The 25601-nt window shown below is 69.4% G+C and carries 20 protein-coding genes and 1 pseudogene; 11 read left to right on the top strand and 10 right to left on the bottom strand.

Going from position 1 to position 25601, the window contains the following annotated elements; all coding sequences use genetic code 11:
- Window positions 1-218 precede the first annotated feature (218 nt).
- Window positions 219-434, bottom strand: a pseudogene (locus HLK59_RS33395) (DUF1707 domain-containing protein); the annotation flags it as partial.
- A 166-nt stretch (window positions 435-600) separates the two neighbouring features.
- Here HLK59_RS33395 and HLK59_RS33390 point away from each other — a divergent pair.
- The 5 genes from HLK59_RS33390 to HLK59_RS33370 all read left to right on the top strand — a co-directional run bounded on the left by HLK59_RS33390 (window position 601) and on the right by HLK59_RS33370 (window position 8234).
- Window positions 601-2268 carry a fumarate hydratase gene (locus HLK59_RS33390; protein ID WP_171145328.1) on the top strand — a complete coding sequence of 556 codons (1668 nt, stop codon included), beginning with the start codon at window positions 601-603 and terminating at the stop codon, window positions 2266-2268.
- A 441-nt stretch (window positions 2269-2709) separates the two neighbouring features.
- The gene (locus HLK59_RS33385; RefSeq protein ID WP_171145327.1) at window positions 2710-3669 is read left to right on the top strand and encodes a hypothetical protein; all 960 of its coding nucleotides are present in this window, start codon (window positions 2710-2712) and stop codon (window positions 3667-3669) included.
- Window positions 3670-3736: 67 nt separating this feature from the next.
- Window positions 3737-5122, top strand: a complete 1386-nt coding sequence (locus HLK59_RS33380; RefSeq protein WP_171145326.1) for a class II fumarate hydratase — start codon at window positions 3737-3739, stop codon at window positions 5120-5122.
- A gap of 72 nt (window positions 5123-5194) precedes the next feature.
- Window positions 5195-5887 (top strand): DUF402 domain-containing protein, encoded by a 693-nt coding sequence (locus HLK59_RS33375; protein ID WP_171145325.1) that lies wholly within the window; start codon window positions 5195-5197, stop codon window positions 5885-5887.
- A gap of 295 nt (window positions 5888-6182) precedes the next feature.
- Window positions 6183-8234 carry a SpoIIE family protein phosphatase gene (locus tag HLK59_RS33370; RefSeq protein ID WP_171145324.1) on the top strand — a complete coding sequence of 684 codons (2052 nt, stop codon included), beginning with the start codon at window positions 6183-6185 and terminating at the stop codon, window positions 8232-8234.
- Between the two features lie 48 nt (window positions 8235-8282).
- Here HLK59_RS33370 and HLK59_RS33365 read toward each other — a convergent pair whose 3' ends face one another.
- Window positions 8283-10565: a transglycosylase domain-containing protein gene (locus tag HLK59_RS33365; protein WP_171145323.1), complete on the bottom strand. Its 2283-nt coding sequence runs from the start codon at window positions 10563-10565 to the stop codon at window positions 8283-8285.
- Window positions 10566-10824: 259 nt separating this feature from the next.
- Here HLK59_RS33365 and HLK59_RS33360 point away from each other — a divergent pair, with 259 nt between their 5' ends.
- From HLK59_RS33360 to HLK59_RS33340, 5 genes are all read left to right on the top strand, one after another.
- Window positions 10825-11757, top strand: coding sequence for an SPFH domain-containing protein (locus HLK59_RS33360; protein ID WP_171145322.1), 933 nt, complete (start codon window positions 10825-10827; stop codon window positions 11755-11757).
- Window positions 11754-11996, top strand: a complete 243-nt coding sequence (locus tag HLK59_RS33355; RefSeq protein WP_171145321.1) for a hypothetical protein — start codon at window positions 11754-11756, stop codon at window positions 11994-11996. Before HLK59_RS33360 ends, HLK59_RS33355 begins: the two co-directional genes overlap by 4 nt.
- A 116-nt stretch (window positions 11997-12112) precedes the next feature.
- Complete coding sequence (locus HLK59_RS33350; RefSeq protein ID WP_171145320.1) at window positions 12113-12637, top strand: PadR family transcriptional regulator; 525 nt, start codon at window positions 12113-12115, stop codon at window positions 12635-12637.
- A complete protein-coding gene (locus tag HLK59_RS33345) occupies window positions 12634-13320 on the top strand; it encodes an ABC transporter ATP-binding protein (RefSeq protein WP_171145319.1) in 687 nt (228 codons plus the stop codon). The genes HLK59_RS33350 and HLK59_RS33345 overlap by 4 nt, the downstream gene beginning before the upstream one ends.
- Window positions 13317-15647: an FtsX-like permease family protein gene (locus HLK59_RS33340; protein WP_171145318.1), complete on the top strand. Its 2331-nt coding sequence runs from the start codon at window positions 13317-13319 to the stop codon at window positions 15645-15647. Before HLK59_RS33345 ends, HLK59_RS33340 begins: the two co-directional genes overlap by 4 nt.
- A gap of 68 nt (window positions 15648-15715) precedes the next feature.
- On the opposite strand, the gene HLK59_RS33335 is transcribed toward HLK59_RS33340, so the two are convergent.
- From HLK59_RS33335 to HLK59_RS33300, 8 genes are all read right to left on the bottom strand, one after another.
- Window positions 15716-16144 carry a hypothetical protein gene (locus tag HLK59_RS33335; protein WP_171145317.1) on the bottom strand — a complete coding sequence of 143 codons (429 nt, stop codon included), beginning with the start codon at window positions 16142-16144 and terminating at the stop codon, window positions 15716-15718.
- A gap of 4 nt (window positions 16145-16148) precedes the next feature.
- Entirely contained in the window at window positions 16149-16535 is a 387-nt protein-coding gene (locus HLK59_RS33330; protein ID WP_046262351.1) for a roadblock/LC7 domain-containing protein, read from the bottom strand.
- A gap of 90 nt (window positions 16536-16625) precedes the next feature.
- Complete coding sequence (locus HLK59_RS33325) at window positions 16626-17477, bottom strand: MarR family transcriptional regulator (RefSeq protein WP_171145316.1); 852 nt, start codon at window positions 17475-17477, stop codon at window positions 16626-16628.
- A 169-nt stretch (window positions 17478-17646) separates the two neighbouring features.
- Complete coding sequence (locus tag HLK59_RS33320; protein ID WP_171145315.1) at window positions 17647-18603, bottom strand: LysR substrate-binding domain-containing protein; 957 nt, start codon at window positions 18601-18603, stop codon at window positions 17647-17649.
- Window positions 18604-18672: 69 nt separating this feature from the next.
- Window positions 18673-19998 (bottom strand): AI-2E family transporter, encoded by a 1326-nt coding sequence (locus HLK59_RS33315; RefSeq protein WP_171145314.1) that lies wholly within the window; start codon window positions 19996-19998, stop codon window positions 18673-18675.
- 150 nt (window positions 19999-20148) lie between these two features.
- The gene (locus tag HLK59_RS33310; RefSeq protein ID WP_171145313.1) at window positions 20149-20850 is read right to left on the bottom strand and encodes a transglycosylase SLT domain-containing protein; all 702 of its coding nucleotides are present in this window, start codon (window positions 20848-20850) and stop codon (window positions 20149-20151) included.
- Between the two features lie 380 nt (window positions 20851-21230).
- Entirely contained in the window at window positions 21231-22556 is a 1326-nt protein-coding gene (locus tag HLK59_RS33305) for a PhoH family protein (protein ID WP_171145312.1), read from the bottom strand.
- 326 nt (window positions 22557-22882) lie between these two features.
- The gene (locus HLK59_RS33300) at window positions 22883-23656 is read right to left on the bottom strand and encodes an isoprenyl transferase (protein ID WP_171145311.1); all 774 of its coding nucleotides are present in this window, start codon (window positions 23654-23656) and stop codon (window positions 22883-22885) included.
- 801 nt (window positions 23657-24457) lie between these two features.
- On the opposite strand from HLK59_RS33300, the gene HLK59_RS33295 reads away from it, so the two are divergent.
- Window positions 24458-25601: winged helix DNA-binding domain-containing protein (locus tag HLK59_RS33295; protein WP_171145310.1), on the top strand; the 1144-nt coding region annotated here is incomplete at its 3' end.

The raw sequence follows: 25601 nt of genomic DNA, 5'->3' as shown, positions 1-25601 counted from the left end.
CGGGCAGCAGGGGCTAGTCGGGGCAGGTGAACAGCCGCTTCGCAGCCCAAGCAGCGTACGCAACGCCCAGGGTGCCCTCCGTCGCGTTCCCCCGGCCGTTGCTAGCGTGCCCCAGGTCGAGGGCCTGGTCGCCCAGGCCGTGCGTGGAGCCGGCTGCTTCGGCGCTGACGTCCCGGCGCCGCACGGCGGACGCCTACCGTGAATACATGGGCTACATCCCGCTGGTGGGCGGCGGGCAGGTCCTGGATGAAGGCGTCCAGTTCGCCGACCGTCTTGGCGGCCAGCGCGCCCTCGACCCGCTCGGCATGCTCGTCCGCGGTGAGACGGCCCTCGGCCAGGGCCTCGCGCAGGATGTCGGCGATACGGTCACGGTCGGCGTCGGAGGCGCGCAGCTCGGTGGTGGCAGCGGGCGAGGTCTGCTTCTCAAGGTCCACGACAGCAGCGTACCCAAACGCGATAGATCGCGACTAGGCCTGTGGAAAACCTGTCGTGGTCCAACTGAGCCTTACCTCACAAGCTTCCGGCCTTGGGCAGGTTCTACGCTGGTGAGGCTCGCCAATGGAGGCGGGTCGCCGTCTGCCGAGTGAGGAATGGGCTGAGATGCCTGAGTTCGCGTACACCGATCTGCTCCCCATGGGAGAGGACACCACCCCCTACCGGCTGGTGACCTCCGAGGGTGTCTCCACCTTCGAGGCCGACGGGCGCACGTTCCTCAAGGTCGAGCCGGAGGCGCTGCGCAAGCTCGCAGAAGAGGCCATCCACGACATCCAGCACTACCTGCGCCCCGCGCACCTGGCGCAGCTGCGGCGCATCATCGACGACCCCGAGGCGTCGGGCAACGACAAGTTCGTCGCGCTCGACCTGCTGAAGAACGCGAACATCGCGGCGGCGGGCGTCCTTCCGATGTGCCAGGACACCGGCACGGCGATCGTGATGGGCAAGCGCGGCCAGAACGTGCTGACGTCGGGCGGTGACGAGTCGGCGCTGTCGAAGGGCATCTACGACGCGTACCTGAACCTCAACCTGCGCTACTCGCAGATGGCCCCGCTGACCATGTGGGACGAGAAGAACACCGGCTCCAACCTCCCCGCGCAGATCGAGCTGTACGCGACCGACGGCGGCGCCTACAAGTTCCTCTTCATGGCCAAGGGCGGTGGCTCGGCCAACAAGTCCTTCCTCTACCAGGAGACGAAGGCCGTCCTGAACGAGGCCTCCATGATGAAGTTCCTGGAGGAGAAGATCCGTTCGCTCGGTACGGCCGCCTGCCCGCCGTACCACCTGGCGATCGTGGTCGGCGGTACGAGCGCCGAGTACGCCCTCAAGACGGCGAAGTACGCCTCCGCGCACTACCTCGACGAGATCCCGGCCGAGGGCTCCGAGCTGGGCCACGGCTTCCGGGACAAGGAGCTGGAGGAGAAGGTCTTCGAGCTGACGCAGCGGATCGGCATCGGCGCGCAGTTCGGTGGCAAGTACTTCTGCCACGACGTGCGCGTGGTGCGTCTTCCGCGGCACGGCGCGTCCTGCCCCGTCGCGATCGCCGTGTCCTGCTCGGCGGACCGTCAGGCGGTGGCCAAGATCACGGCCGAGGGCGTCTTCCTGGAGCAGCTGGAGACGGACCCGGCACGGTTCCTGCCGGAGACGACGGACGAGCACCTGGACGAGGCCGGTGACGTCGTTCGTATCGACCTGAACCAGCCGATGGACGCGATCCTCGCCGAGCTGACGAAGTACCCGGTGAAGACGCGGCTGTCCCTCTCCGGCCCCCTCGTCGTCGCCCGTGACATCGCGCACGCCAAGATCAAGGAGCGCCTCGACGCGGGCGAGGACATGCCGCAGTACCTCAAGGACCACCCGGTGTACTACGCGGGTCCGGCCAAGACCCCCGAGGGCTACGCGTCCGGTTCCTTCGGTCCCACGACGGCCGGCCGTATGGACTCCTACGTCGAGCAGTTCCAGGCGGCGGGCGGCTCCAAGGTCATGCTCGCGAAGGGCAACCGGTCCGCCCAGGTCACCAAGGCCTGCGACGCGCACGGCGGCTTCTACCTCGGCTCCATCGGCGGCCCCGCCGCCCGGCTCGCCCAGGACTGCATCAAGAAGGTCGAGGTCGTCGAGTACGAGGAACTCGGCATGGAGGCGGTCTGGAAGATCGAGGTCGAGGACTTCCCGGCGTTCATCGTGGTGGACGACAAGGGCAACGACTTCTTCCAGGACCCCGTGCCGGCCCCGACGTTCACATCCATTCCCGTGCGGGGCCCCGGGCAGGCGTAGCTCGTCCGGTGCGGCGGGGATGGAATTCGCCCCCGCCGCCCCTACCCGTCCCGTCCCCAGGGGCTGCCGCCCCTTCGACCCCGCCTCTTGGACCCCCATCGGCCCGGAGGACCCGTCCTCGAACTCCCCCAGAGGGGGTACCCCCAGACGGGCTGGGTGGTGCCGTCGGACGAACAAGCCGAACGACTTCTTCCAGGATCCCTCGCCCGCGCCGACGTTCACCTCGATCCCCGTGCGGGGCCCCGGGCAGGCGTAGCCCATCCGGTGCGGCGGGGATGGATTCGCCCCCGCCGCCCCTACCCGTCCCATCCCATCCCAGGGGCGGGCCGAGTGGTGGCCTGGCGTCACCGGCCTCACTGAGGCGGCCCCTCGGGGCGAGGACCGTGACGTAGCATCAACTCCCCTTTCGTCACGGTTCTTCACTCCAAGCGAGGCCGCCTCATGTCCGATCTCGACACACCGCCGCCCGAGCGAACCCCCGGGTCCCCCCTCGCGGACGAGGTCATCGCCACGGTCGTGCCCGAGGCGTCGGGACTGGAGCGGGGTGCGCGCAACCGGCGGATCGTCGTCAGCCTGGTCTGCGGGGCGGTCCTCACGGTCCTGGGGGTACTCGCGTCCAGGGGCACCGACTGGTTCTTCGCCGAGCATGACGCCCGGGTCGCCAGTGAGGCCGACGACAAGGCGGACCGCGAGGGCCAGGCCTTCACGGCCACCGTCCGGCTGGACGCGGAGGACCCCGAGGCGACCCTTTTCGACACGCCGTTCTCCGCCGAGGACAAGCGCACGCTGCTCGGCATGACCTTGGACGACCTCGGCAGGCTCCAGCCGTTCATGGACGCCCATCACGGGCGAGGTGCCTCATACAGCGCCGTCCGCCACTCCGCCATGAAGGTTTCGTACCCCGGGTACTCCGAGACCTGGCTCGTGGATCTCCTCAGCGACCGGCAGGCCGGCCTCGTCATCAACGACCTGCGCGTCAAGGACCTCAGCTGCACCCCGGCCAAGGCCGTCGCGGCCATCGAGATCCAGGGGCAGGGAGGCGGTGGGTACGAGGGCATGCTCTTCGACCTGACACGCACCGATCCGGTCCCGCTCACCACCGCGGAAGAGGACTTCGGGAAGCCGTTCTTCGCCCACCGGAAGATCGACCTCGGCAACGGGGCGACCCCGGGCGGACTGCGGATCGAGGTCACCTCCGGTACGAAGGACTGCACCTGGAAGGCGTTCGAGGCCACCTACGTCGACTCCGAAGGAACCCATACCCAGGAGATCACGAACAACGGCAAGACCTTCACCGTCCACGGCATCGCCGCACACCGCGCGCAGACGTTCCAGGTACGCGCCACCGTCCCCATGGTGTCCGAGTGCGCGGCCTCCCCCAGGGTCGGGCCCGATTGCTGAGCCGGTCCGCGGCTCCGTTCGGCCCGGTCCACGGAACATCCCCGCCCCGTCCGTCGCTATTAGAGGCATGAGCGACTACCGCATCGAGCACGACTCCATGGGCGAAGTACGCGTCCCCACCACCGCCAAGTGGCGCGCCCAGACGCAGCGTGCCGTCGAGAACTTTCCCATCTCCGGGCAGCGGATCGAGCGTGCGCACATCGAGGCGCTCGCGCGGATCAAGGGGGCCGCCGCGAAGGTCAACGCCGAGTTGGGGGTGCTGGACAAGGACATCGCCGAGGCCGTTCAGGACGCGGCCGCGGAGGTGGCCCGGGGGGACTGGGACGAGCACTTCCCGATCGACGTGTTCCAGACCGGGTCCGGGACCTCGTCCAACATGAACACCAACGAGGTCATCGCCACGCTGGCGACCGAGCGGCTCGGCAGGGACGTGCATCCCAACGATCACGTCAACGCCTCCCAGTCCTCCAACGACGTCTTCCCGTCGTCCATCCACATCGCCGCCACCGCCGCCGTCACCCGTGACCTCGTTCCGGCCCTGGAGCACCTCGCCGCGGCCCTGGAGAACAAGGCCGAGGAGTTCGCCGACGTCGTGAAGTCCGGGCGGACCCATCTCATGGACGCCACCCCGGTGACTCTGGGGCAGGAGTTCGGGGGGTACGCGGCCCAGGTGCGGTACGGCGTCGAGCGGCTCCACGCCTCCCTCCCCCGGCTCGCGGAGCTGCCGCTGGGCGGTACCGCCGTCGGCACCGGCATCAACACGCCCGCCGGGTTCTCCGCCGCCGTGATCCACGAGGTCGCCCGCGCCACCGGGCTGCCGCTGACCGAGGCGCGCGACCACTTCGAGGCGCAGGGCGCCCGGGACGGGATCGTGGAGACCAGCGGGCAGCTGCGGACCATCGCGGTCGGGCTGACCAAGATCGCCAATGATCTGCGGTGGATGGCCTCGGGGCCGCGCACCGGGCTCGCCGAGATCTCCCTCCCCGATCTTCAGCCGGGATCGTCGATCATGCCCGGCAAGGTCAACCCGGTCATTCCCGAGGCGGTGCTCATGGTCGCGGCCCAGGTCGTCGGCAACGACGCCACCGTCGCCACCGCCGGGGCCGCCGGCAACTTCGAGCTCAACGTCATGCTGCCGGTCATCGCCAAGAACGTGCTGGAGTCGATCCGGCTGCTCGCCAACGTCTCCCGGCTCCTCGCCGACCGGACCGTAGACGGGATCGTCGCGCACCGCGAGCGTGCCCGCGAGTACGCCGAGTCGTCACCCTCCGTGGTCACGCCGCTGAACAAGTACATCGGCTACGAGGAGGCCGCCAAGGTCGCCAAGAAGGCGCTCGCGGAGCGGAGGACCATCCGTCAAGTCGTCGTGGAGGGCGGGTACATCGAACGCGGCGACCTCACCGTCGAACAACTCGACGAAGCACTGGATGTCCTGCGTATGACGCGTCCGTAACCATTGTCGCCCCGGGCGCGAACCGTGACGCGCGCCGCAGCGTCGTATGCCCATGGCACCTAATATCTGTTCATGGCAGACGGTGGAGCGGTGAGAGCGGTGGAAGCGGGCAGGTCGACGTCCTTCTGGGAGCCCGGGAGTCAGATCCTGTGGCGGTACCGGGAGAACGGCGCCGCGCACTTCCATATCGCACGCCCTGTGACCGTCGTCCGGGACGATCATGATCTGCTGGCGGTGTGGATGGCCCCCGGCACCGAGTGCGTGAAGCCCGTGCTCGCCGACGGCACCTCGGTGCACGAGGAGCCGCTGGAGACCCGGTACACCAAGCCGCGCACCGTGCAGCGCGGCCGCTGGTTCGGCACCGGTGTGCTGAAGCTGGCGCGGCCGGGCGAGCCGTGGTCGGTGTGGCTGTTCTGGGAGTCGGGCTGGCTGTTCAAGAACTGGTACGTGAACCTGGAGGAGCCGCTGGTCCGTTGGGACGGCGGGGTCGACTCCGAGGACCACTTCCTGGACATCTCGGTGAACCCGGACCGCAGTTGGGACTGGCGTGACGAGGACGAGTTCGCGCAGGCCCAGCGGGACGGGCTGATGGACGCGGCGCAGGCCGAACAGGTGCGTCGGGCCGGGCGCTCCGCGGTGGACGTGATCCGCTCCTGGGGCGCGCCGTACTCGGACGGCTGGCAGCACTGGCGCCCGGATCCGTCCTGGTCGGTACCGTTGCTGCCGGAAGACTGGGACCGCACGCCCGCGCACTTGTCCTCATGAGACCCTTGATGCGCCCCCGGGCAACAAACGTAGGATCGTCCTCCGCAAGAGCGCGCGGCGGCAACTACCGGAGCGTGCATCGAGCTTGACCATTCGTCACCGAGGGGCGGCAGGACGTGAGCGAGGGGTACGAGGGCAACACCGGTACGGGGGTCAGACGCTCCGCCGGTGGCACAGGAACATCCTCTGACCACGCGGGAATTCCGTTCCTGGGGCACGTATACCGGGTATCGGCATTTCGGCGGGACGAACTGAGCGCGCGGCGCCCAGCCACCGACGGACGGATTCGACACGCGTGACGGAGCAGCCCACCTCCTTCGAGCGCCCCCAGCCGGGCGCCGACCCCGCGGACCCTCGCGGGGCGCTCCTGCGTGCCTCCACGCCCCCGCACAGCGCCTTACCGGCACAGGCCCGGGCCGGCGAGACACCGACACCGCCTCCGGGGACCGACATCCCGACACCGGTGCCCGGCGGCGACCCCGAGCACTCCCAGCCCACCACGGCCGCCGAACCGGACACCCACCGTCCGCGACCGGTGCCCGAGGCCGTCCCCGCCCCGTCGGAGGCCGCTTCCGACGGCCCTGAGCGGCGTACCGGACAGGCGCAGGCGCTCGGCCGGCCCACGCCGATGCGGCGGGACGGCGACCGGCTGCGGTTCGTGGGCGCCGCGACCCGGCGGATCGCCCGCGGCATCGACCTCGACGAGATCGTGATGGGGCTGTGCCGGGCGACCGTGCCGACCTTCTCGGACGCGATCCTGGTCTATCTGCGCGACCCGCTCCCGGTCGGCGACGAGCGGCCCACCGGCCCGCTGGTGCTGCGGCTGCGCCGTACGGACCGGATACCGGAGGAGCGGGACACCGAGGGCGGTTTCGCCGTGCCCGTGCTCCAGCCGGAGCCGACCGAGCTGACCGAGCTGTCGGCGGTCACCGCCGAGCTGTGCGAGGTGCGCACCGGCGGCGCGCTCGCAGAAGTCCTGCGGGGCGTACGACCCGTCTTCACGGACTCTCCGGCGGCCCGCGCAGCGCTGCCTGAACTCCTCGGCGAGGGCGGTGAGTCGATCGTCCCCGGCGGCCGGCGGGCCATCCTGGCCCCGCTGCGCGGCCGGCGCCGGGTCATCGGCGCCGCGCTGTTCCTGCGCCGCCCGGAACGCATCGCCTTCGAGCCCGACGACCTCCTGGTCGCCGCCCAGCTCGCCACCCACAGCGCGCTCGGCATCGACAAGGCCGTGCTGTACGGCCGTGAGGCGTACATCGCCGACGAGCTCCAGCGCACCATGCTGCCGGAGACGCTGCCGCGGCCGACGGGGGTCCGGCTGGCCTCGCGCTATCTGCCGGCCGCCGAGACCGCGCGGGTCGGCGGCGACTGGTACGACGCGATCCCCCTGCCGGGGAGCCGGGTCGCGCTGGTCGTCGGCGATGTCATGGGGCACTCGATGACTTCGGCCGCGATCATGGGCCAGCTGCGCACCACGGCCCAGACGCTCGCGGGTCTGGACCTGCCGCCGCAGGAGGTGCTGCACCACCTCGACGAACAGGCCCAGCGGCTCGGCACCGACCGTATGGCGACCTGTCTCTACGCCGTCTACGACCCGGTGTCGCACCGCATCACCATCGCCAACGCCGGCCATCCGCCGCCCGTCCTGCTCCATCTGGGCGGCCGGGCGGAGGTGCTGCGGGTGCCTCCGGGCGCGCCGATCGGTGTCGGCGGCGTCGACTTCGAGGCCGTCGAGCTGGACGCCCCGGCCGGGGCGACGCTGCTCCTGTACACCGACGGGCTGGTGGAGTCACGGCTGCGGGACGTCTGGACCGGCATAGAGCAGCTGCGCGAGAAGCTTGCCGCGACCGCGCAGTTGACCGGGCCGGACCATCCGCCGCCGCTGGAGGCGCTGTGCGACGAGGTGCTCGACATGCTCGGTCCCGGCGACCGGGACGACGACATCGCGCTGCTGGCCGCCCGCTTCGACGGGATCGCGCCGAGCGATGTGGCGTACTGGTTCCTGGAGCCCGAGGACGCGGCGCCCGGCCGTGCCCGGCGGCTGGCCCGACGCGCCTTGTCCCGCTGGGGACTTGAGGAGATGTCCGACTCGGTGGAGCTGTTGGTCAGCGAGGTCGTGACCAACGCCGTGCGGTACGCCTCGCGGCCGGTGACCTTGCGGTTGCTGCGGACCGATGTGCTGCGGTGCGAAGTCGGCGACGACGTACCGCAGTTGCCGCGGCTGCGGCAGGCCCGGGCCACCGACGAGGGCGGGCGGGGCCTGTATCTCGTCAACAAGCTGGCGCGCAGGTGGGGAGCGACCCGGCTGAGCACCGGCAAGGTCGTCTGGTTCGAGTTGAACCGGAGCTAAGGCGGCAAAACGAAAGGGCGCCCGGCCTGTGCGGCCGGGCGCCCTTCGCTATTGCTCTTCCCCTGGATCCACCGGGTCCGTGTCGCCCGTCGGCGGTTTCGTCGTCGGTGTCGGCGTGGGTGTCGGCGTAGGGGTCGGGGTGGGTGTCGGCGTCGGCGTCGGGGACTGGGTCGTCGGGGTCGGGGACGTCGGCTTCTGGGTCGTAGGCGTCGACGTCGGCGTCTGCGTCGACGTCTGGCTGGGCGTCGGCGTCGGGGTGTACGTCGGCTCGACCGCCGCGCCCTGGTCGGTGTCCAGGTCGAACTCGGCGGACGTGGACGTCACACCGAACATGTACGCCGACCAGATCTGCGCCGGGAAGCCACCGCCGTTGACGCGGGGCAGGCCGCCTGCGCCGTACATCTTGGCCTGTCCCCCGACCTTGTACTTCTCACCGAACAGGCCGACCGAGGTGACCAGGTCGGGCGTGTAGCCGGTGAACCAGGCCGAGAGGTTGTCGTCGGACGTTCCCGTCTTGCCCGCGACCTCCTGGCCGTCGCGCTTGGGGTTGTCACGGACGGACGTCTTGGCCGTACCGTCGTCGACCACGCCGGTCAGCACCGAGGTCACCGTGTCGGCGGTCTCGCGGCTGATGACCTGCTCGCCGATCGGGTCGGGCATCTCGACCTCGGTGCCGTTGCGCTCGGCCGACTTGATGATGGTCGGGGTGACCTTCTTGCCGTGGTTGTCGAGGGTGGCGTACACCCCGGCCATCTGGATCGGGCTCGCGCCCATGGTGCCGAGCGTGTAGGCGGGCAGCGACTTCAGGTCGCCGGTGTCCATACCGAGCTTCTCGGCGGTCTCCAGCACCTTGTCCATGCCGACGTCGACGCCCATCTGCGCGAAGACGGAGTTGATGGACTTGTTCATCGCCGTCTGGACGGTGACGTCGCCGTAGTCCTGGTCGTCCTCGTTCTCCGGGGCGAAGGCGATGTCGCTGCCCTCGACGGGACGCTTGCTGGTGCCGTCGTAGACCGTGCTCGCGGTGATCTTCTTGTCTTCCTGGGTCTCGGCGCTGTTCTCGAGCGCGGCGGCCAGGATGACCGGCTTGAACGTCGACGCGGGCTGGTAGTCGGTGCGGTTGGCGTTGCTGTAGAAGTGCTTGGTGTAGTCCTCGCCGCCGTACAGGGCGACGATCTTCCCCGTCTTGGGGTCGACGGAGGCGGCGCCGGCCTGGATGTTCTTGTCGACCTTGCGCTTGTCCGGGTCCAGCTTGTCGGTCAGCTGGGTCTCGACGGCCTTCTCCAGCTGGGCCTGCTTCTTCCGGTCGATGTTCAGGGTGATGGTCCAGCCGCCCCTGTCGTACTGGGCCTCGGCCTCGTCCTGGGTGAGGCCGTCCTGGTCCATGAGCTGCTTGACGAGCTGCTGCTTGGCGAGCTTGACGAAGTAGCCCTTCTGCCCCTTGAGTCCGGACTCGGCCTTGGGCTCCTTGGGAGTCGGGAACTTCATGTCCGCGCGCTTCGACGCGTCCAGCCAGCCCTCCTCGACCATGTTGTCCAGGACGTAGTTCCAGCGCTGCGTGACCAGTTTCTTGCTGGTCTTCGAGGCCACCGCCCAGTCGTACTGGCTCGGTGCCTGGAGCAGTGCGGCGAGGTAGGCGCCCTGCTCGACGGAGAGTTCGTCGGCGTCGACGCGGTAGTAGGCCTGGGCGGCGGCCTGGATGCCGTAGGCGGTACGGCCGTAGTAGCTGGTGTTGATGTAGCCCGCGAGGATCTCGTCCTTGGACTTCTGGCGGTCCACCTTGAGCGAGATCACCAGCTCCCTGAGCTTGCGGGTGACCGTCTGGTCCTGGGTGAGGTAGTAGTTCTTGACGTACTGCTGGGTGATCGTCGAACCACCCTGCTTGCCCTTGCCCGAGAGCGTGTTGAGCAGACCGCGGGCGGTGCCCTTCAGGTCGACGCCGGAGTCCTGGTAGAAGGACTTGTTCTCGGCGGCGACGAAGGTGAGCTGGACCTTCTTGGGGATCTTGGCGAGGTCCACGGTCTCGCGGTTCACCTTGCCGTCCCGGACCAGGACGTCGCCGTTGCTGTACTTGATGGTGTTGCTCTGGAGCTCGGCCTGCGCGTTCCCCTCGGGGACCTGCACCATCATGTAGAGGACGATGAAGGCGCCGATGCCGAGCAGACAGAAGCCGAGGAACGTACCCAGGATCTTCTTCCAGGTGAAGAGCCTGCGTATGACGCTCTTCTCGCTGCCGCCGCTGCGGCTGACGGCCGCCCTCGACGAACGGCCCTTGGGCGCGGCGCGGCGACCGCCGCGCTGCCGCGCTCGTCTTTCTTCCGCTCGTCCCATGGGTCCGTTCCGCTCCGCTTCGCTCGTGTGTGCGCACACGTCACACAGGTTCGCCGCTCAGGTCAGCTCAGAAAGCTAACACCGGGAGATGTGACAAAGGGCGGCCGATCCGGTCTTTTGCGGACGTGACAATCAGCACCCGTCTCTATGGAACCGACGTGCGAACGGTGTAAAGGGTTGCCCTCAAGGGTAAAAGTGATATCACTTAGATAGTCCAGAGCGAGAAGGCACATCCGTGCACGAGAACCGGGGGACCCCCATGACCACCCACGACGACACCACCGTCGACGTACCCGAGATGCCCGCCCCGCGTGTGCGGGAGTTCACCGCGCACAGCATCGGCGGCGGACTCGCCCTGCTCCTCGGGCTGCTGGGACTGTTCGCGGGCGCCGGAATGATTGCGGGCGCTACGGCGGTCCCGGCGACCGGCGCCAAGGCCGCCCTGATCGTCGGCGGGATCCTGGTCGGTCTCGCCGCGTTTCTCGCCATGTGCGGGCTGAACACGGTGGCGCCGGGCGAGGCACGGGTGGTGCAGCTCTTCGGGCGTTACCGGGGGACGATCCGGCAGGACGGGCTGCGCTGGGTGAACCCCTTCACCTCGCGCACCAAGATCTCGACGCGGGTGCGCAACCACGAGACGGCCGTCCTGAAGGTCAACGACGCCTACGGCAACCCGATCGAGCTCGCCGCGGTCGTGGTGTGGCGGATCGAGGACACCGCGCAGGCCACCTTCGAGGTGGACGACTACATCGAGTTCGTCTCCACCCAGACCGAGGCGGCCGTCCGGCACATCGCCATCGAGTACCCCTACGACGCCCACGACGAGGGCGGCCTCTCCCTGCGCGGCAACGCGGAGGAGATCACCGAGAAGCTCGCCCTCGAACTCCACGCGCGCGTGGAGGCGGCCGGCGTCGAGATCATCGAGTCCCGCTTCACCCACCTCGCCTACGCTCCCGAGATCGCCTCGGCGATGCTCCAGCGCCAGCAGGCCGGGGCGATCGTCGCGGCGCGGCGGCAGATCGTGGACGGGGCGGTCGGGATGGTCGAGGCGGCGCTCGCCCGGATCAGCGAGCAGGGCATCGTGGAACTGGACGACGAGCGGAAGGCGGCCATGGTGTCGAACCTGATGGTGGTGCTGTGCGGGGACCGCGCGGCCCAGCCCGTCCTCAACACCGGGACCCTCTACCAGTGACGGACTCCCAGGAGGATTCCGCTCCCGGGCGGCGGCCGCGGCAGCGCAAGCAGGTGCTGCTGCGGCTGGACCCGTCGGTGTACGAGGCGCTGGCACGGTGGGCCGGGGACGAGCTGCGGTCGGCGAACGCACAGATCGAGTTCCTGTTGCGCAAGGCCCTGGCGGACACGGGTCGGCTGCCGGGCGAGGTCGGACCCCTCCCGCGCCGGGGGCGGCCGCCGGTGGATCCGGAGGCCTGAGATCCGTGTAGCAGAACCGTGACAATCGGCCCTCACCTGCGGCTCAGCACCCGCCTCCGCGCCCTACACACTCGGCGTATACATGCCGTGTATACGCCGCGTGTACAGTCCTCCCCATGTCCATCGGTCACACCCTTTTGGGACTCCTGGAGTCCGGGCCCCGCCACGGCTACGACCTGAAGCGGGCCTTCGACGAGAAGTTCGGTCACGACCGGCCCCTGCACTACGGCCAGGTCTACTCGACAATGTCCCGCCTGCTGAAGAACGGGCTCGTCGAGGTCGACGGCATCGAGGCCGGCGGCGGCCCCGAGCGCAAGCGGTACGCGATCACCGAAGCCGGCATCACCGACGTACAGCAATGGCTGGCCACGCCGGAGAAGCCCGAGCCGTACCTTCAGTCGACGCTGTACACGAAGGTCGTCCTGGCGCTGCTCACGCACCGCGACGCGGCCGACATCCTCGACACACAGCGTTCCGAGCATCTGCGCATGATGCGGATCCTCACCGACCGGAAGCGGCGGGGGGACCTCGCCGATCAACTCATCTGCGACCACGCCCTGTTCCATCTCGAAGCAGATCTGCGCTGGCTGGAACTGACCGCCGCGCGTCTCGACAAGCTCGCTCAGGTGGTGGCCGAATGACTCCCGCTGGTTCCCTGCTCGTGGCCGACGACCTGCGCAAGGCGTACGGCCCGACCCTGGCGCTCGACGGCGCCGAGTTCTCCATCCACCCGGGCGAGGTCGTCGCCGTGATGGGCCCCTCCGGCTCCGGCAAGTCCACGCTGCTGCACTGCCTCGCCGGGATCGTGACACCCGACTCGGGGTCGATCATGTACGGCGGGCGCGAGATGGCGACGATGAACGACGCCCAGCGCAGCGAGCTGCGGCGCTCCCAGTTCGGGTTCGTCTTCCAGTTCGGCCAGCTCGTCCCCGAGTTGACCTGTGTGGAGAACGTCGCCCTGCCGCTGCGGCTGAACGGCACCCCCCGCAAGGAGGCCGAACGGACCGCTCTGACCTGGATGGAGCGGCTGGAGGTCGACGACCTCAAGAAGAAGCGGCCGGGGGAGGTCTCCGGTGGCCAGGGCCAACGCGTCGCCGTGGCACGGTCGTTGGTGACCGGCCCGCGGGTGCTGTTCGCCGACGAGCCCACCGGCGCGCTCGACTCGCTCAACGGCGAGCGCGTGATGGAACTGCTCACCGAGGCCGCGCGGTCCACCAACGCGGCCGTCGTCCTGGTCACGCACGAGGCGCGGGTGGCGGCCTACTCCGACCGCGAGATCGTCGTACGGGACGGGAAGTCCCGGGACATGGAGCGAGTCGTATGAGGCAGTGGACACGGGACCTGGGGATGGGGGTCAGATTCGCGTTCGCGGGGGGACGCGAAGGCTGGATCCGGGTCCTGCTGACGGCCGTCGGGGTGGGGCTCGGGGTGGCGCTGCTGCTGCTGACGACCGCGATCCCGAACGCGATGGCGACGCGCGAGAAGCGGGAACAGGCGCGCAGCGACATGTCGTTCAGCGCGAACCCGCCGAAGAAGGCCGACGACACCGTGATCGTCGGATACGTCACCACGACCTACCACGACAAGAACGTACGGGGCCGGGAGTTGGAGCCCGAGGGGTCCAGGTCGCCGCTGCCGCCGGGGGTTTCCGCATTCCCCGCGGCGGGCGAGATGGTGGTCTCCCCCGCGCTGAAGGAGCTCCTGGACTCCGACGACGGGAAGGCGCTGCGCGAGCGGCTGCCGGACCGGATCGTCGGGACCATCGGGGAGAGCGGACTGATCGGCTCGGCCGAACTCGCCTTCTACCGTGGCGCCGAGGGGCTCGCACCGCAGATCAACGGCACCTACGTGGACCGCATCAAGCGGTTCGGGACCCCGGAACAGGACCAGACCTCGGACCCGCTGGATCCCGTGCTGCTCCTGCTGATCCTCGTCGTCTTCGCGGTCCTGCTGACACCGGTCGCCGTCTTCATCGCGGCCGCCGTACGGTTCGGCGGCGAACGGCGTGACCGGCGGCTCGCGGCTCTCAGGCTGGTGGGATCCGACGCCCGGATGACCCGGCGGGTCGCGGCGGGCGAAGCGATGGCCGGAGCGATGGTGGGTCTGGTCCTGGGCGCCGGGTTCTTCATGATCGGACGTCAGATCGCGGGCTCCGTCGAGGTCTTCGACTACAGCTTCTTCCCGAGCTATCTCAACCCCTCGCCCCTGCTGGCCCTGCTGGTCGCCGTCGCGGTGCCCGCGGCCGCCGTGCTGGTCACACAGCTCGCGCTGCGCGGTGTCGTCATCGAGCCGCTCGGTGTGGTGCGTACGGCGAAGCCCGCGCGGCGCCGGCTGTGGTGGCGGCTGCTGCTGCCGCTGGGCGGTCTCGCGATGCTCTACCCGATGATCGGCCAGGGGCGCGACGGGGGGAACTTCAACCAGTACCTCACCGTCGGCGGCGTCCTGCTGCTGCTGGTCGGCGTGACCGCGCTGCTGCCCTGGGGCGTGGAGGCGGTCGTCTCCCGGCTCGGTGCGGGGCCGGTGGCCTGGCAACTCGCCGTCCGAAGGCTCCAGTTGAGCAGCGGCACCGCGGCCCGCATGGTCAACGGCATCGCGGTGGCGGTGGCCGGCGCGATCGCCCTGCAGATGCTGTTCGCCGGCGTCGACAGCCAGTACACGGAGCGCAAGGCCGATGACACCGCCGGGTCGCAGATAGCCATCAGCATGGCCTCGGGAAGCTCGATCCCCGCCGCCAAGGAGAGGTTCACGACGACCCGGGGCGTCGAGCAGGTCTACGACATCGCCGACGGATACCTCACCGAGTCCCGCGGCGGCGGCGAGAACTACGCCCCCGTGTCCGCCGGGAGCTGCGCGTCCCTGCGCAAGGTCGCGAAGCTCCCCTCCTGCCGGGACGGCGACGTGTTCGTCCTGAAGAACGGCGACTACTCCTACGACACGCGCGAGATGGTCAAGGCCGGCAACCAGCTCTGGTTCGAGGACTCCGACGACGACAAGACGACCAAGCCCCTCGCCTGGACCGTCCCGAAGGATCTCCAGGTCGTCCAGAGCACCGAGGACTCGACACGGGTCGGCCGGGCGGGCCTGCTGATGACACCGGCGGCGCTGCCCTCGGGAGCCGACCGGATGCTGACCCCGGAGCTGTACCTCAAGCTCGACACCGCGGTGCCGGACGCCCTTGAGTACGTCCGCAACACGGCCGCCGAGATGAACCCGTACGAGGAGCCCATCACCTTCGCGTCCAGCCTGCGCGACGAGAACTACGCCGCCATCCGCGGCGGCCTGTTCATCGGCGCCACCTGTGTCCTGATGCTGATCGGCGCGAGTCTGCTCGTGTCCCAGCTGGAGCAGCTGCGCGAACGCAAGAAGCTGCTGTCCGCCCTGATCGCCTTCGGCACCAAGCGCTCGACGCTGAGCCTGTCGGTGCTGTGGCAGACGGCGATCCCGGTCGGCCTCGGGCTGGTGCTGGCGTCGTCGGTGGGACTGACACTCGGCACGGTCCTGCTGAAGATGACGGACACCCCGGTGTCCGTGGACTGGGCGAGCGTGCTGTCGATGACGGGCGCGGGCGCCGCGGTCGTCCTGGTGGTGACGCTGCTCAGCCTGCCGCCGCTGCTGCGGCTGATGCGGCCGGACGGGCTGCGCACGGAGTAGCCGGTACGACGGTGGGGCCCCTCCGGTTCTGGAGGGGCCCTTTCCGTGTGCCCGAAGGGCGTCTCCGCTCAGAGGCTGTACTCCCGTACCACCCGCCGCACTTGGGCGAAGAGCATGCCGACGTTCACCGACTTCCGGCAGACCACCACGGCCACCACGTCCTGCTGCTCACTCAGCCGCACGAACAGGTGGGTGAGGTTCTCGCTGTTGACCAGGATCTCCTGGAAGAAGTGGTTGTCACTGCTGCTGCCACGGCGTTCCTTGAAGACGTCCTCGATCATCACGACCGTGCGGCCCTGGAAGAGGTCGAGGGTGGCACCCGCCAGCAGGTCCAGGACCTCCGGCGGATGGTTCTCGACCGTCTCGTAGGAGAGCAGCATGCCGGTGGACATGTCGACGACGCCCGAGGCGACACAGTCGGGGGCATCGGTACGCAATGACTTGACCAGGCCCATCACCTGGTCGGAGAAACCGGGGGTCATACGCTTCGTCGCCATCCCTTCAGACTCCTTCCGCTGCCTTGTGCGTGAGGATCGATCCGATACGGTCGAGAGCGGGCTGGGTAGCCCGGTGCAGTCGGTCCACGTCCATGCCCTCGTCGCCGAGGACGACCATCAGGGCGGTGTCACCGACCGCGTAGAACGCGGCACAGCCGTGACTGCCGTAGGTCACGGTCTGGCGCAGGGTGCCCCGGGCGGTCGCCTGGGCGGTGCGGCGGGCGAGACCGAGGCCGGCCGCGGCGAGGGCGGCGAGGCCCTCCGGGTCGATGGAGTCGGCGGTGTCCGCCGCGATGAGCAGTCCGTCGGCGGCGGCGACCGCGGTGTCGGTGATGCCGGTCACCTGTTCGCGCAGTCCACGCATTTCCAGTGCCAGCGCTTCGTGATCCATGTATTCAACTCCCCATTTTCTGTTCGGATCTGTTCGTCTTCTTCATAAGAGGGCTCTTTCTGGGGCTCTTTCTGGGGCTCGTTCGAGGGCTCATTTGGGGGCTCCGTTTCGCAGCCGGAAAAATCCGCCGGGTTTACGGCGGGGCAGGGTGCCGGGGACGAGCGGCGGGGCGGTGGGAGGCGACGGATCGCGCTGGCGCACACCCTCGTCGGGGTTGGGGCGGACCGGGATCGGGGTGGGCGCCGCGGCGCACTCCAGGAGCCCCTCGCCGAGCATCCGGGCCATCTCGACGGTGACGGTGTAGACCCCGCGCCCCGTACGGAAGGCCAGGTCACGGGCGGTGCTGCGGCCGTCGGCGTGGGTGAGCAGCTCATGTTGGAGCGCGGTGAGGAGGCCCGCGTCCCAGCCCGGGACCGGCCGCGGACGCTCCCGGTCGGGGTGCACGGGGTGGGGCAGCGCGGCCAGGGCGGTGAGCCTGCGGACGGCCTCCTGGAGCAGCCGGTTCGATGCCTCGCCGACGGCGACCGTGGCGAACGGCTCGGTCTCGGCGACGCGTTCACAGCCGTGCACCCGGCCGGCGAGGACGGCGAAGACCGCGTCGTGCAGCGCCATCACACACACGACCTTGAGCTGGGCGGCCCCGGCGTAGCCACGCGCGATCAGTCCGGCCGCCGGCCAGCGCGCCCCGCCCGACTCCCGTACCAGCGCGGCCCATTCCTCCCCGCTGACCCGGCCCGAGCGCAGCAGCAGTGCCTCGGGGCCGGGGGCGCCGGGACTCTGCGCGCCCACGACGAGCCCGTTGCGCAGATGGAGGATGCCGCCGGGCGCTCCGGCCACTCTCAGTTCCCCGGTGAACTCCTCGCGCCCGCACAGCGTCAGGGCGTGCGCCAGCAGGTCGTGACCGACCTGGTCGAGGTCGAGGGGGTCGCGAAGGCCCGACATCACTCCCCCTGGCATTTCGCACATACGCCTGGCGCGTAGCACTGAGGGGGGTATGTGTATCAGCCGTGAGGCATATATCGGCCGGGTTATTCCGAGCTGCTCCCAGCTGTCGGAAATTGAAGCGTAGAGCCGTTCAATTCGCTTTGTTCGGCGCTCATTTGAACGATTCTCAGGCGACTGTCTCCGAACCTCCGACGAGCCTGACGGGCAGCGGACGCAGTGCCTCGCGCAGCGCGCCGGCCAGTTCGCCGTACTCCGCGGCGCGTACCGCACCCGTGCGCATGGCGAGGGCGACACGGCGGGACGGGGCGGGCTCGGCGAAGTATCCGGCGAGGAGTTGGGTGCTGCGGGACGTCTCGACCTTGACGGCGGTCCGCGGCAGCAGCGTCACCCCGAGCCCGCCGGCGACGAGTTGGACGAGCGTCGGCAGTCCGGCGGCCGTGGTCGTGACCGGGGCGTCGGCCCGCCCGGCCTCCCGGCAGACGTCGAGGGCCTGGTCGCGCAGACAGTGCCCCTCGTCCAGGAGCAGCAGGTCGAGCCCCAAGAGCCGCTCGCGGGTGATGCCCTCCCGGCCGCCGAGCGGATGACCGAGGGGGGTGACGAGCACGAAGTCCTCGTCGAAGAGCGGGATTTCGACGACGCCGGGCACGCCGAGCGGTACGGCGAGCAGCAGCAGGTCGAGCCGGCCGGTGGTGAGGCCCTCGACGAGGTCGGCGGTCTTCTCCTCGTGGACCTGGAGGTCGAGGTGCGGGTAGCGGTCGTGGACCAGGTCGAGGACGGTGGGCAGGAGGTACGGCGCGACGGTCGGGATGACACCGAGCCGCAGCACCCCGGTGAAGGGCGCCCGTACCGCCTCGGCCTCCGCCATCAGCGCCCCGACCTCTTCGAGCACCGCCTTGGCCCGTACGGCGAGACGCGCACCGGCGGGCGAGAGCAGCACCTTGCGGGTGGTGCGCTCCAGCAGCGTCACACCGAGGGTCTCCTCCAGCGCGGAGACGGCACCGGACAGTGCGGGCTGGCTCATGCCGATCGCGGCGGCCGCGTCCCGGAAGTGCAGATGCTCGGCGACGGCCGCGAAGGCCCGCAGCTGGGCGAGACTGGGCTGCTTCTGCCTGCCGACGTTCACCGATAGCCACCTCCGATCAATACGAGACAGTGTAGTGATCTCCCGTATCAATGCACGGCGAGGGCCGGCTCACTCCTGAGGGGCAGGCCCCTCGGCCCTGTCCGTCGCAGGCGCGGCCGCGGCCGCGTCCACCGCGGTGGCGCCTCTCGGCCGCGGCGCCTGCTTGAGCGCCTGCTCACGGGAGTACGACCGCAGATAGCCCACCACGGTGTTCGTCACGGCGACCAGCGGCACCGCCACCACCGCGCCGCCGATCCCCGCGACCATGCCGCCCGCCGCGACCGACAGCACCACGGCCAGCGGGTGGACCCGGACCGCGCGGCCCAGGATGAACGGCTGGAGGATGTGCCCCTCGATCTGCTGCACCGCCAGCACGACCGCCAGGGACATGACCGCCGTGAACACGCCCTGTGTCACCAGCGCGACCACCACCGCCAGCGCGCCCGAGACGACCGCGCCCACCAGCGGGATGAACGCGAACAGGAAGATGAAGACCGCCAGCGGAACGGCCATCGGGACACCGAGGAAGTAGATGCCGAGGCCGATGAAGATCGCGTCGATCAGGGCCACTATCACCGTGCCGCGCACATAGGCCGTCAGTGTGCGCCACGCGCGCGGGCCCGCACCCGCGACGCCGGGCCGCGCCGCCGCAGGCACCAGCTTCAGCGTCCACTCCCAGATCCGCTTGCCGTCGTAGAGCAGGAAGAGCGTCGAGAAGGCCGCGAGCAGGATGCCCGTCAGCGCCTCGACGACGACCGTCACCCCTTCCAGACCCGCCGAGGTGATCTGGTCCGTGTTCGCGCCGACCGCCTCCCGCAGGTTCTCGGCGATGTCGTTGATCTGTTTGTCCGTGACATGGAACGGGCTGTTGAGCAGCCAGTTCCGCAACTCGTCGATGCCGTCCTGGACCTGGTCGGAGACGTTGTCGATGTTCTCCATGACCTGCCAGGTCACGAACCACCCGATCAGGCCCATCACGACGAAGCCGAGAATCGCGGTGAGCGCGGTGGCGAGACCGCGCGGAACGCCGTAGCGCCGCAGCCACGACACCGTCGGCTGGAGCAGCGCGGTGATCAGCAGGGCGGCCACGAAGGCGAGGACGACGAGTTGTACGGCGCTGATGACCCGCATGAGGACCCAGACCGTGCCCGCCAGGACGAGCAGTCGCCAGCCGGCCTCGGCGGCGACGCGCATGCCCCACGGGACCGCCTGCGCGGGATCGGGGCGGGGAGCCACGACGGGGGGTGCTTCGTCGAGGGGCGGCGGGGGCTCGTCGGGAGGCGAGGCCTCTTCCTCCTCCTCGCGCTCCGCCTCCGCCCGGCGCTCGTCCAGCCGGTCACCCATCTCGGTCAGTCCGTGGCCGAGCCGGCCGAGCCACCCAGGCACTCGCGACATGATCCGTATCCGTCCCTTTCCCCCGTCTTTCCCCACCACTCCCCCTGGAGCCGGTGAGTCGTCGGTCAGACCGTACAACAGGCGAAAGCCCCTCACCGTAGGACGATGAGGGGCTGCGCGGGGTTGAGCGGCGGCCGGGGCCGGGCGGCTCTAGTACCAGTGGTTGGCCTGCCAGAAGGACCAGGCCTCGCACGGGCTGCCGTAGCGGCTGTCCATGTAGTTGAGGCCCCACTTGATCTGGGTGGCCGGGTTGGTCTGCCAGTCGGAGCCCACGGAGGACATCTTGGAGCCCGGCAGCGCCTGGAAGAGACCGTAGGCACCGGAGGACGGGTTGGTCGCCGTGTAGCTCCAGCTGGACTCGTGGTCCACGATGTTGCTGAAGCAGGTCCACTGACCGCTCGGCACCATCTGGCGTGCCATCGCCTGGATCTGGGCGGTGGTGTACGAGCTCTGGACCGGGAAGCTGGAGGCGTCACGGGAGGCGGCGGCCTTGGCCTCGGCGCGCTCCTTGGCGTCCTCCGCCGCCTTCTCGGCGGCTTCCTTCTTCTCGACAGCCGACTTGGCAGCAGCCTTGCGAGCCGATTCCTCGGCGTCCTTCTTGGCGCTCGCGTCGGCGGCGATGGCCTGGACATTGGCCTGCTGCGTCAGGGACGCGGTCTGCACCTGGGCCTGCTGGCCCGCGGGTATGTCCGCGAGGAGCGTCGAATCGGCAACTGCCGCCTCGGCGTCGTTCGTCTGCGCGGTGCTGCCCGAGGCAACGCCGACGACGCTTCCGACAGCGGTGACCGCGGTGGCAGAGGCCACTGCGAATCCCCGGACCGAAATCGGACTCACACGGTTTCCTTCCAGCATCGCCCGCTTCGGTGACCCTGGCGGACGCAATCTTGCCCCTGACGCTGACCTCCCAACTGCTGGGTCACGGGAGGTTCGGGCCCGGTGGGCAACTCCCGTGAGGGAGGCGCCGCATGGTGCTCGGGCGGCATACGACGTCGACTATGGAGTTGAACTGGTATTGCTGTGGTGCCGTACCGCTGGGGGTACAGGTGTGTCGTATGCGGGGCCTGACAGGAGTGAGACTCTGCCGTAACCCGACGCCGGGTGGCAATTCTGAGTTGCGTGTGAAAGCTCACATCTCGTTTGACCCCTGGGATTCTGAGAAACCGCAACACGCGAAGGCGCCGCCCGGCTAGGCTCTTGGCCTTTCCGGACGGCGCCAACTGGCGGTTACTACCTCAGATTTGCCCGTCCTCCAGCATTTCGGTCACAAGGGCGGCGATCTGGGACCTCTCGGACCGCGTCAGCGTGACGTGGGCGAAGAGCGGATGCCCCTTCAGCTTCTCCACGACGGCGACGACACCGTCGTAGCGACCCACCCTCAGGTTGTCCCGCTGGGCCACGTCATGGGTGAGAACCACCCGCGAATTGGCACCGATTCGGGACAGAACGGTGAGAAGCACATTCCGTTCCAGCGACTGTGCCTCGTCCACGATCACGAACGCGTCGTGCAGTGAGCGGCCGCGGATGTGGGTGAGGGGCAGGACCTCCAGCATCCCGCGCGCGGTGACCTCCTCGATGACCTCGCGGCTGGCGACCGCGGACAGTGTGTCGAAGACCGCCTGCGCCCAGGGGCTCATCTTCTCGGACTCGGAGCCCGGCAGATAGCCCAGCTCCTGCCCGCCCACCGCGTACAGCGGACGGAAGACCATGACCTTCTGGTGCTGGCGGCGCTCCAGGACCGCCTCCAGACCCGCGCACAGCGCGAGCGCCGACTTGCCGGTGCCGGCGCGGCCGCCCATCGACACGATCCCGATGTCCGGGTCGAGCAGGATGTCCAGCGCGATGCGCTGCTCCGCGCTCCGCCCCTTGATGCCGAACGCCTCCCGATCACCGCGCACCAGGCGGATGTTGCCCTCGGGACTGACCCGCCCCAGCGCCTTGCCGCGCTCGGACTGGATCGTCAGACCCGTGTGAACGGGCAGGTCGGACGCCTCGGGGACGTAGATGTGGCCTTCCTCGAAGAGGATGTCCACCTGTTCGCCCGGCAGGGTCAGTTCGGACATTCCGGTCCAGCCGGAGGAGCCCGTGATGGCGAGTTCGGCGCGGTACTCCTCGGCGAGGAGACCGACCGAGGAGGCCTTGATCCTGAGCGGAAGGTCCTTCGACACCACGGTGACGTCGAACCCCTCGGCCTGCAGATTGCGGGCGACCGCGAGGATGCGGGAGTCGTTGTCCCCCAGGCGGTAGCCGCTGGGCAGCACGCTGGGGTCCGAGTGATTGAGCTCGACACGGACGGTTCCGCCGAGTTCCCCGATCGGGATGGGGGCGTCGAGGCGGCCGTGCCGGACCCGGAACTCGTCGAGCAGACGCAGGGCCTGCCGGGCGAAGTAGCCGAGCTCGGGATGGTGCCGCTTGGCCTCCAACTCCGTCACCACGACGATGGGGAGCACTACCTCGTGCTCGTCGAAGCGGTTCAGGGCGTTCGGATCGGCCAGCAGAACGCTGGTGTCGAGAACATAGGTGCGCCGGTCTGGCATACGGCGCTTTGTGCTGGTCACCACGGAAGGACGTACCCCCTCGGATGAGGTCGGGGAGCGACGGAGTGGAGCTGGACCGGTCGACGGCCGCGATGCACGGGCCGGAGACCGGCCCTCCACTGCTTCTTCCGTGCTGTGACCGCACGGTCGAGCTGGTGCAAAGGGCCTCCCGGGCGAACGGCTCCGGCGCCGTCCGCTGAGATCCGACACCCGTGGTTCGGGTGTCGACCTGCTTGGCTTATGCCCTCGAACATGCGGTGCCATGCCAGCGCATATGACGGCGCGCTGGTGAACTCCTTGTTACTTCCGTCCCAAAGGGGGTAGTCGGCGCTCCGCCGGTCAGCCGCCGGTCAGCCGCCGTAGCGGCGATGCCGCGCCGCGTAGTCGCGCAGGGCGCGCAGGAAGTCGACCTTGCGGAAGGCCGGCCAGAAGACGTCACAGAAGTAGTACTCGGAGTGGGCCGTCTGCCACAGCATGAATCCGGACAGCCGCTGCTCGCCGCTGGTGCGGATCACGAGATCGGGGTGCGGCTGGTCGCCGGTGTAGAGATGACGGCCGATCGCGTCGACGGTGACGGACTCGGCGAGGTCCTCCAGCGAGGTGCCCTTGTCGGCGGCGTCGAGCATCATCGACCGCATGGCGTCCACGATCTCCTGGCGCCCGCCGTAGCCGATGGCGAGGTTGACGAGTATCCCGTCGACGTGCGCGGTCGACTCCGCCGCTTCCTTGAGCGCCATCTGCATCGGGGAGGGCAGCAGGTCGGGGGTGCCGACGTGGTGCACCCGCCAGCGGCCGTCCGCGGCGAGGGTGCGTACGACGTCCTCGATGATGCCGAGCAGCGGGCCGAGTTCGTCCTGGGGCCGGTCGAAGTTGTCCGTCGACAGCAGCCAGAGGGTGACGACCTCGACATCCGTCTCGGAGCACCAGCCGAGGAACTCCTCGATCTTCTCGGCGCCCGCACGGTGACCGTGCACGGTGGTGGCCTTCGCGGCCTTCGCCCAGCGGCGGTTGCCGTCCATGATGACGCCGATGTGCTTCGGCACCTGAGCGTGGTCCAGGTGGCCTTCCACCCGACGTGCGTAGATCCTGACCAGCAGGCCGCGCAGCTTGTCGCGCAGGTTCACGTTCTTGTCAGCCCCTCCGTACGGCGGTCCCCGCGGGCGGAAGCCTACCGGTGCGGTGGAGGGGGACTTGAGCACGGGTCGAGCGGGCGGCCCCGCCGACGCGGTCGAGCCGGTGTCGACGCACAAAAAAACGGGCCGGTCCGTGGGGGGGGAGACGGACCGGCCCGAGGGGGGGTTTCCACCATAACCCTTCGTAAGTGATGCTGCGTGCATCGGCGTGCCACAACTACTCTCCGGAGTCGGACGGCGACGGCCCGATGGCCGGGAAAGGCCCCGTTCACGGAGGATTCATGGCCGAATCACGGCGGATTCCCAAGGCAATCGGGTGGGTTCCGCAGAGATCCAGAGGATTTGGGGCGGCTTGCGGGGTGCTTGGTAACTTGTTCCCGCATCCCCCACGTGGGTGACCCGGCCGCGAACCTCCGCTTGACGCCGGACGCGGGTCGCGTGACGGGGCCGGTGAGCTGCGGAGGCAGGGCACCGCGCGGCCCCCTCCTCCGCGCGGTACCGCCCGCGCTTCTTTGCTCACGCGAATTACCTTGGTCTGAACTTACGTGAGATCCAGGTAAGAAGCGAGCTGACGGTGATAACGATGTGGAAACCTCGTGAATCCCATGGATATAGAGGGGGAATGGGGCATTGATGCATGGATTGACCGATTTGCGCAATCGTGGCGACCGCCATGGATCGGCCATCCCCGCGGAGTCCCGAAGAGTCTTGAGGAGCCCCGAAGAGTCCTGAGAGTCCTGAGAGTCCTGAAGAGGACAGCGGCTGACCTAGTTCCGCCCTAGCGTCGAACCCATGACGGTGAGGATCACATGGACCGAGGCGAGCGCACGCCGACTCGAACGGCAGTTCCTGGCCACTTCCGCGAAGCCGGGTGTCCCGGCCGCCGACGTGGTCGCCACGATGCTCGGGGCACATGCGCAGGTGCTGTCCGCGGCGGAGTTGTCGGTGGGCGTGCGGACCGAGGGGACGACACGGGCGGATGTGCGTGAGGCGCTGTGGGAGGACCGCTCACTGGTGAAGACGCACGGCCCTCGCGGGACCGTCCATCTGCTTCCCACGGCCGAACTCCCTCTGTGGTGCGCCGCGTTGCCTGCCGTCCCGACCGGTTCGGTCTTCGCGCCGGACGTACGGGTCACCGAGGAGGAGGCCGGGCAGATCGTGGCGGCGATCGGGGACGCCCTGGAGGGGGTGTGCCTGACCGTGGACGAGCTCAGCGAGGAGGTCGTGGCGCGCACCGGCGCCCGGGCCGGTGACCTGGTGATGCCCGCCTTCCAGACCCTGTGGCCGCGCTGGCGGCAGGTGCTGCACCGGGCGGGCTGGTCCGGCGCACTGTGCTTCGGCCCCAACCGGGGCCGCAAGGTGACGTACACCCGCCCGCCGCACTTCGATCCGCTGCCGCCCGACGACGCCGTACGGACTCTCGTACGGCGCTATCTGTACGCCTACGGTCCCGGGACCCCGGCGTGGTTCGCCAAGTGGCTGGCGGCGCCCGGAGGTTGGTCGAGCGCGCTGTTCGGTCGGATGGCCCGGGCCGGGGAGATCGAGGAGGTCGACTTCGAGGGGACGGAGGCCTGGGTGGTGGCCGGCGACACGGAGTTCCCCGAGGACGGGGGACGGGAGGGGGTGCGGGGTGTGCGGCTGCTGCCGTACTTCGACGCGTACGGCATCGCCGCCCAGCCTCGTGAGCTGCTGTTCCCCGGTGCCGCGTACCAGCGGGCGCTGGCGGGCGGCCAGGCCGGCAACTTTCCGCTGCTGCTGGTCGACGGTGTGGTGGCGGGGGTGTGCGACGCCGTGGAGGTGGCCGGCGCGGCCTATCAGATCTCCGGTGAGTACTCGATGATCGAGGCCGCCGCGGAGAAGGGCTGGATCGACCGGGAGCGGGCCATCCTGGAGGCGCTGACCGGGATCAAGCGGGCCGGGGCGCAGAACATCCTCA

Origin of the sequence: Streptomyces sp. S3(2020) (assembly GCF_013044505.1) — a bacterium.
Classification (GTDB): Bacteria; Actinomycetota; Actinomycetes; order Streptomycetales; family Streptomycetaceae; genus Streptomyces.
Note: the sequence above shows the minus strand (reverse complement) of the source record. Positions and strands in the feature narration are given on the sequence as shown.

What these genes read in the sequence shown, in the direction of transcription:
- HLK59_RS33390 (WP_171145328.1), top strand. Translation starts at nt 601, where the DNA reads ATGCCTGAGTTCGCGTACACCGATCTGCTCCCCATGGGAGAGGACACC.
- HLK59_RS33385 (WP_171145327.1), top strand. Translation starts at nt 2,710, where the DNA reads ATGTCCGATCTCGACACACCGCCGCCCGAGCGAACCCCCGGGTCCCCC.
- HLK59_RS33380 (WP_171145326.1), top strand. Translation starts at nt 3,737, where the DNA reads ATGAGCGACTACCGCATCGAGCACGACTCCATGGGCGAAGTACGCGTC.
- HLK59_RS33375 (WP_171145325.1), top strand. Translation starts at nt 5,195, where the DNA reads ATGGCAGACGGTGGAGCGGTGAGAGCGGTGGAAGCGGGCAGGTCGACG.
- HLK59_RS33365 (WP_171145323.1), bottom strand. Translation starts at nt 10,565, where the DNA reads ATGGGACGAGCGGAAGAAAGACGAGCGCGGCAGCGCGGCGGTCGCCGC.
- HLK59_RS33360 (WP_171145322.1), top strand. Translation starts at nt 10,825, where the DNA reads ATGACCACCCACGACGACACCACCGTCGACGTACCCGAGATGCCCGCC.
- HLK59_RS33350 (WP_171145320.1), top strand. Translation starts at nt 12,113, where the DNA reads ATGTCCATCGGTCACACCCTTTTGGGACTCCTGGAGTCCGGGCCCCGC.
- HLK59_RS33345 (WP_171145319.1), top strand. Translation starts at nt 12,634, where the DNA reads ATGACTCCCGCTGGTTCCCTGCTCGTGGCCGACGACCTGCGCAAGGCG.
- HLK59_RS33340 (WP_171145318.1), top strand. Translation starts at nt 13,317, where the DNA reads ATGAGGCAGTGGACACGGGACCTGGGGATGGGGGTCAGATTCGCGTTC.
- HLK59_RS33335 (WP_171145317.1), bottom strand. Translation starts at nt 16,144, where the DNA reads ATGGCGACGAAGCGTATGACCCCCGGTTTCTCCGACCAGGTGATGGGC.
- HLK59_RS33330 (WP_046262351.1), bottom strand. Translation starts at nt 16,535, where the DNA reads ATGGATCACGAAGCGCTGGCACTGGAAATGCGTGGACTGCGCGAACAG.
- HLK59_RS33325 (WP_171145316.1), bottom strand. Translation starts at nt 17,477, where the DNA reads ATGTCGGGCCTTCGCGACCCCCTCGACCTCGACCAGGTCGGTCACGAC.
- HLK59_RS33315 (WP_171145314.1), bottom strand. Translation starts at nt 19,998, where the DNA reads ATGTCGCGAGTGCCTGGGTGGCTCGGCCGGCTCGGCCACGGACTGACC.
- HLK59_RS33310 (WP_171145313.1), bottom strand. Translation starts at nt 20,850, where the DNA reads ATGCTGGAAGGAAACCGTGTGAGTCCGATTTCGGTCCGGGGATTCGCA.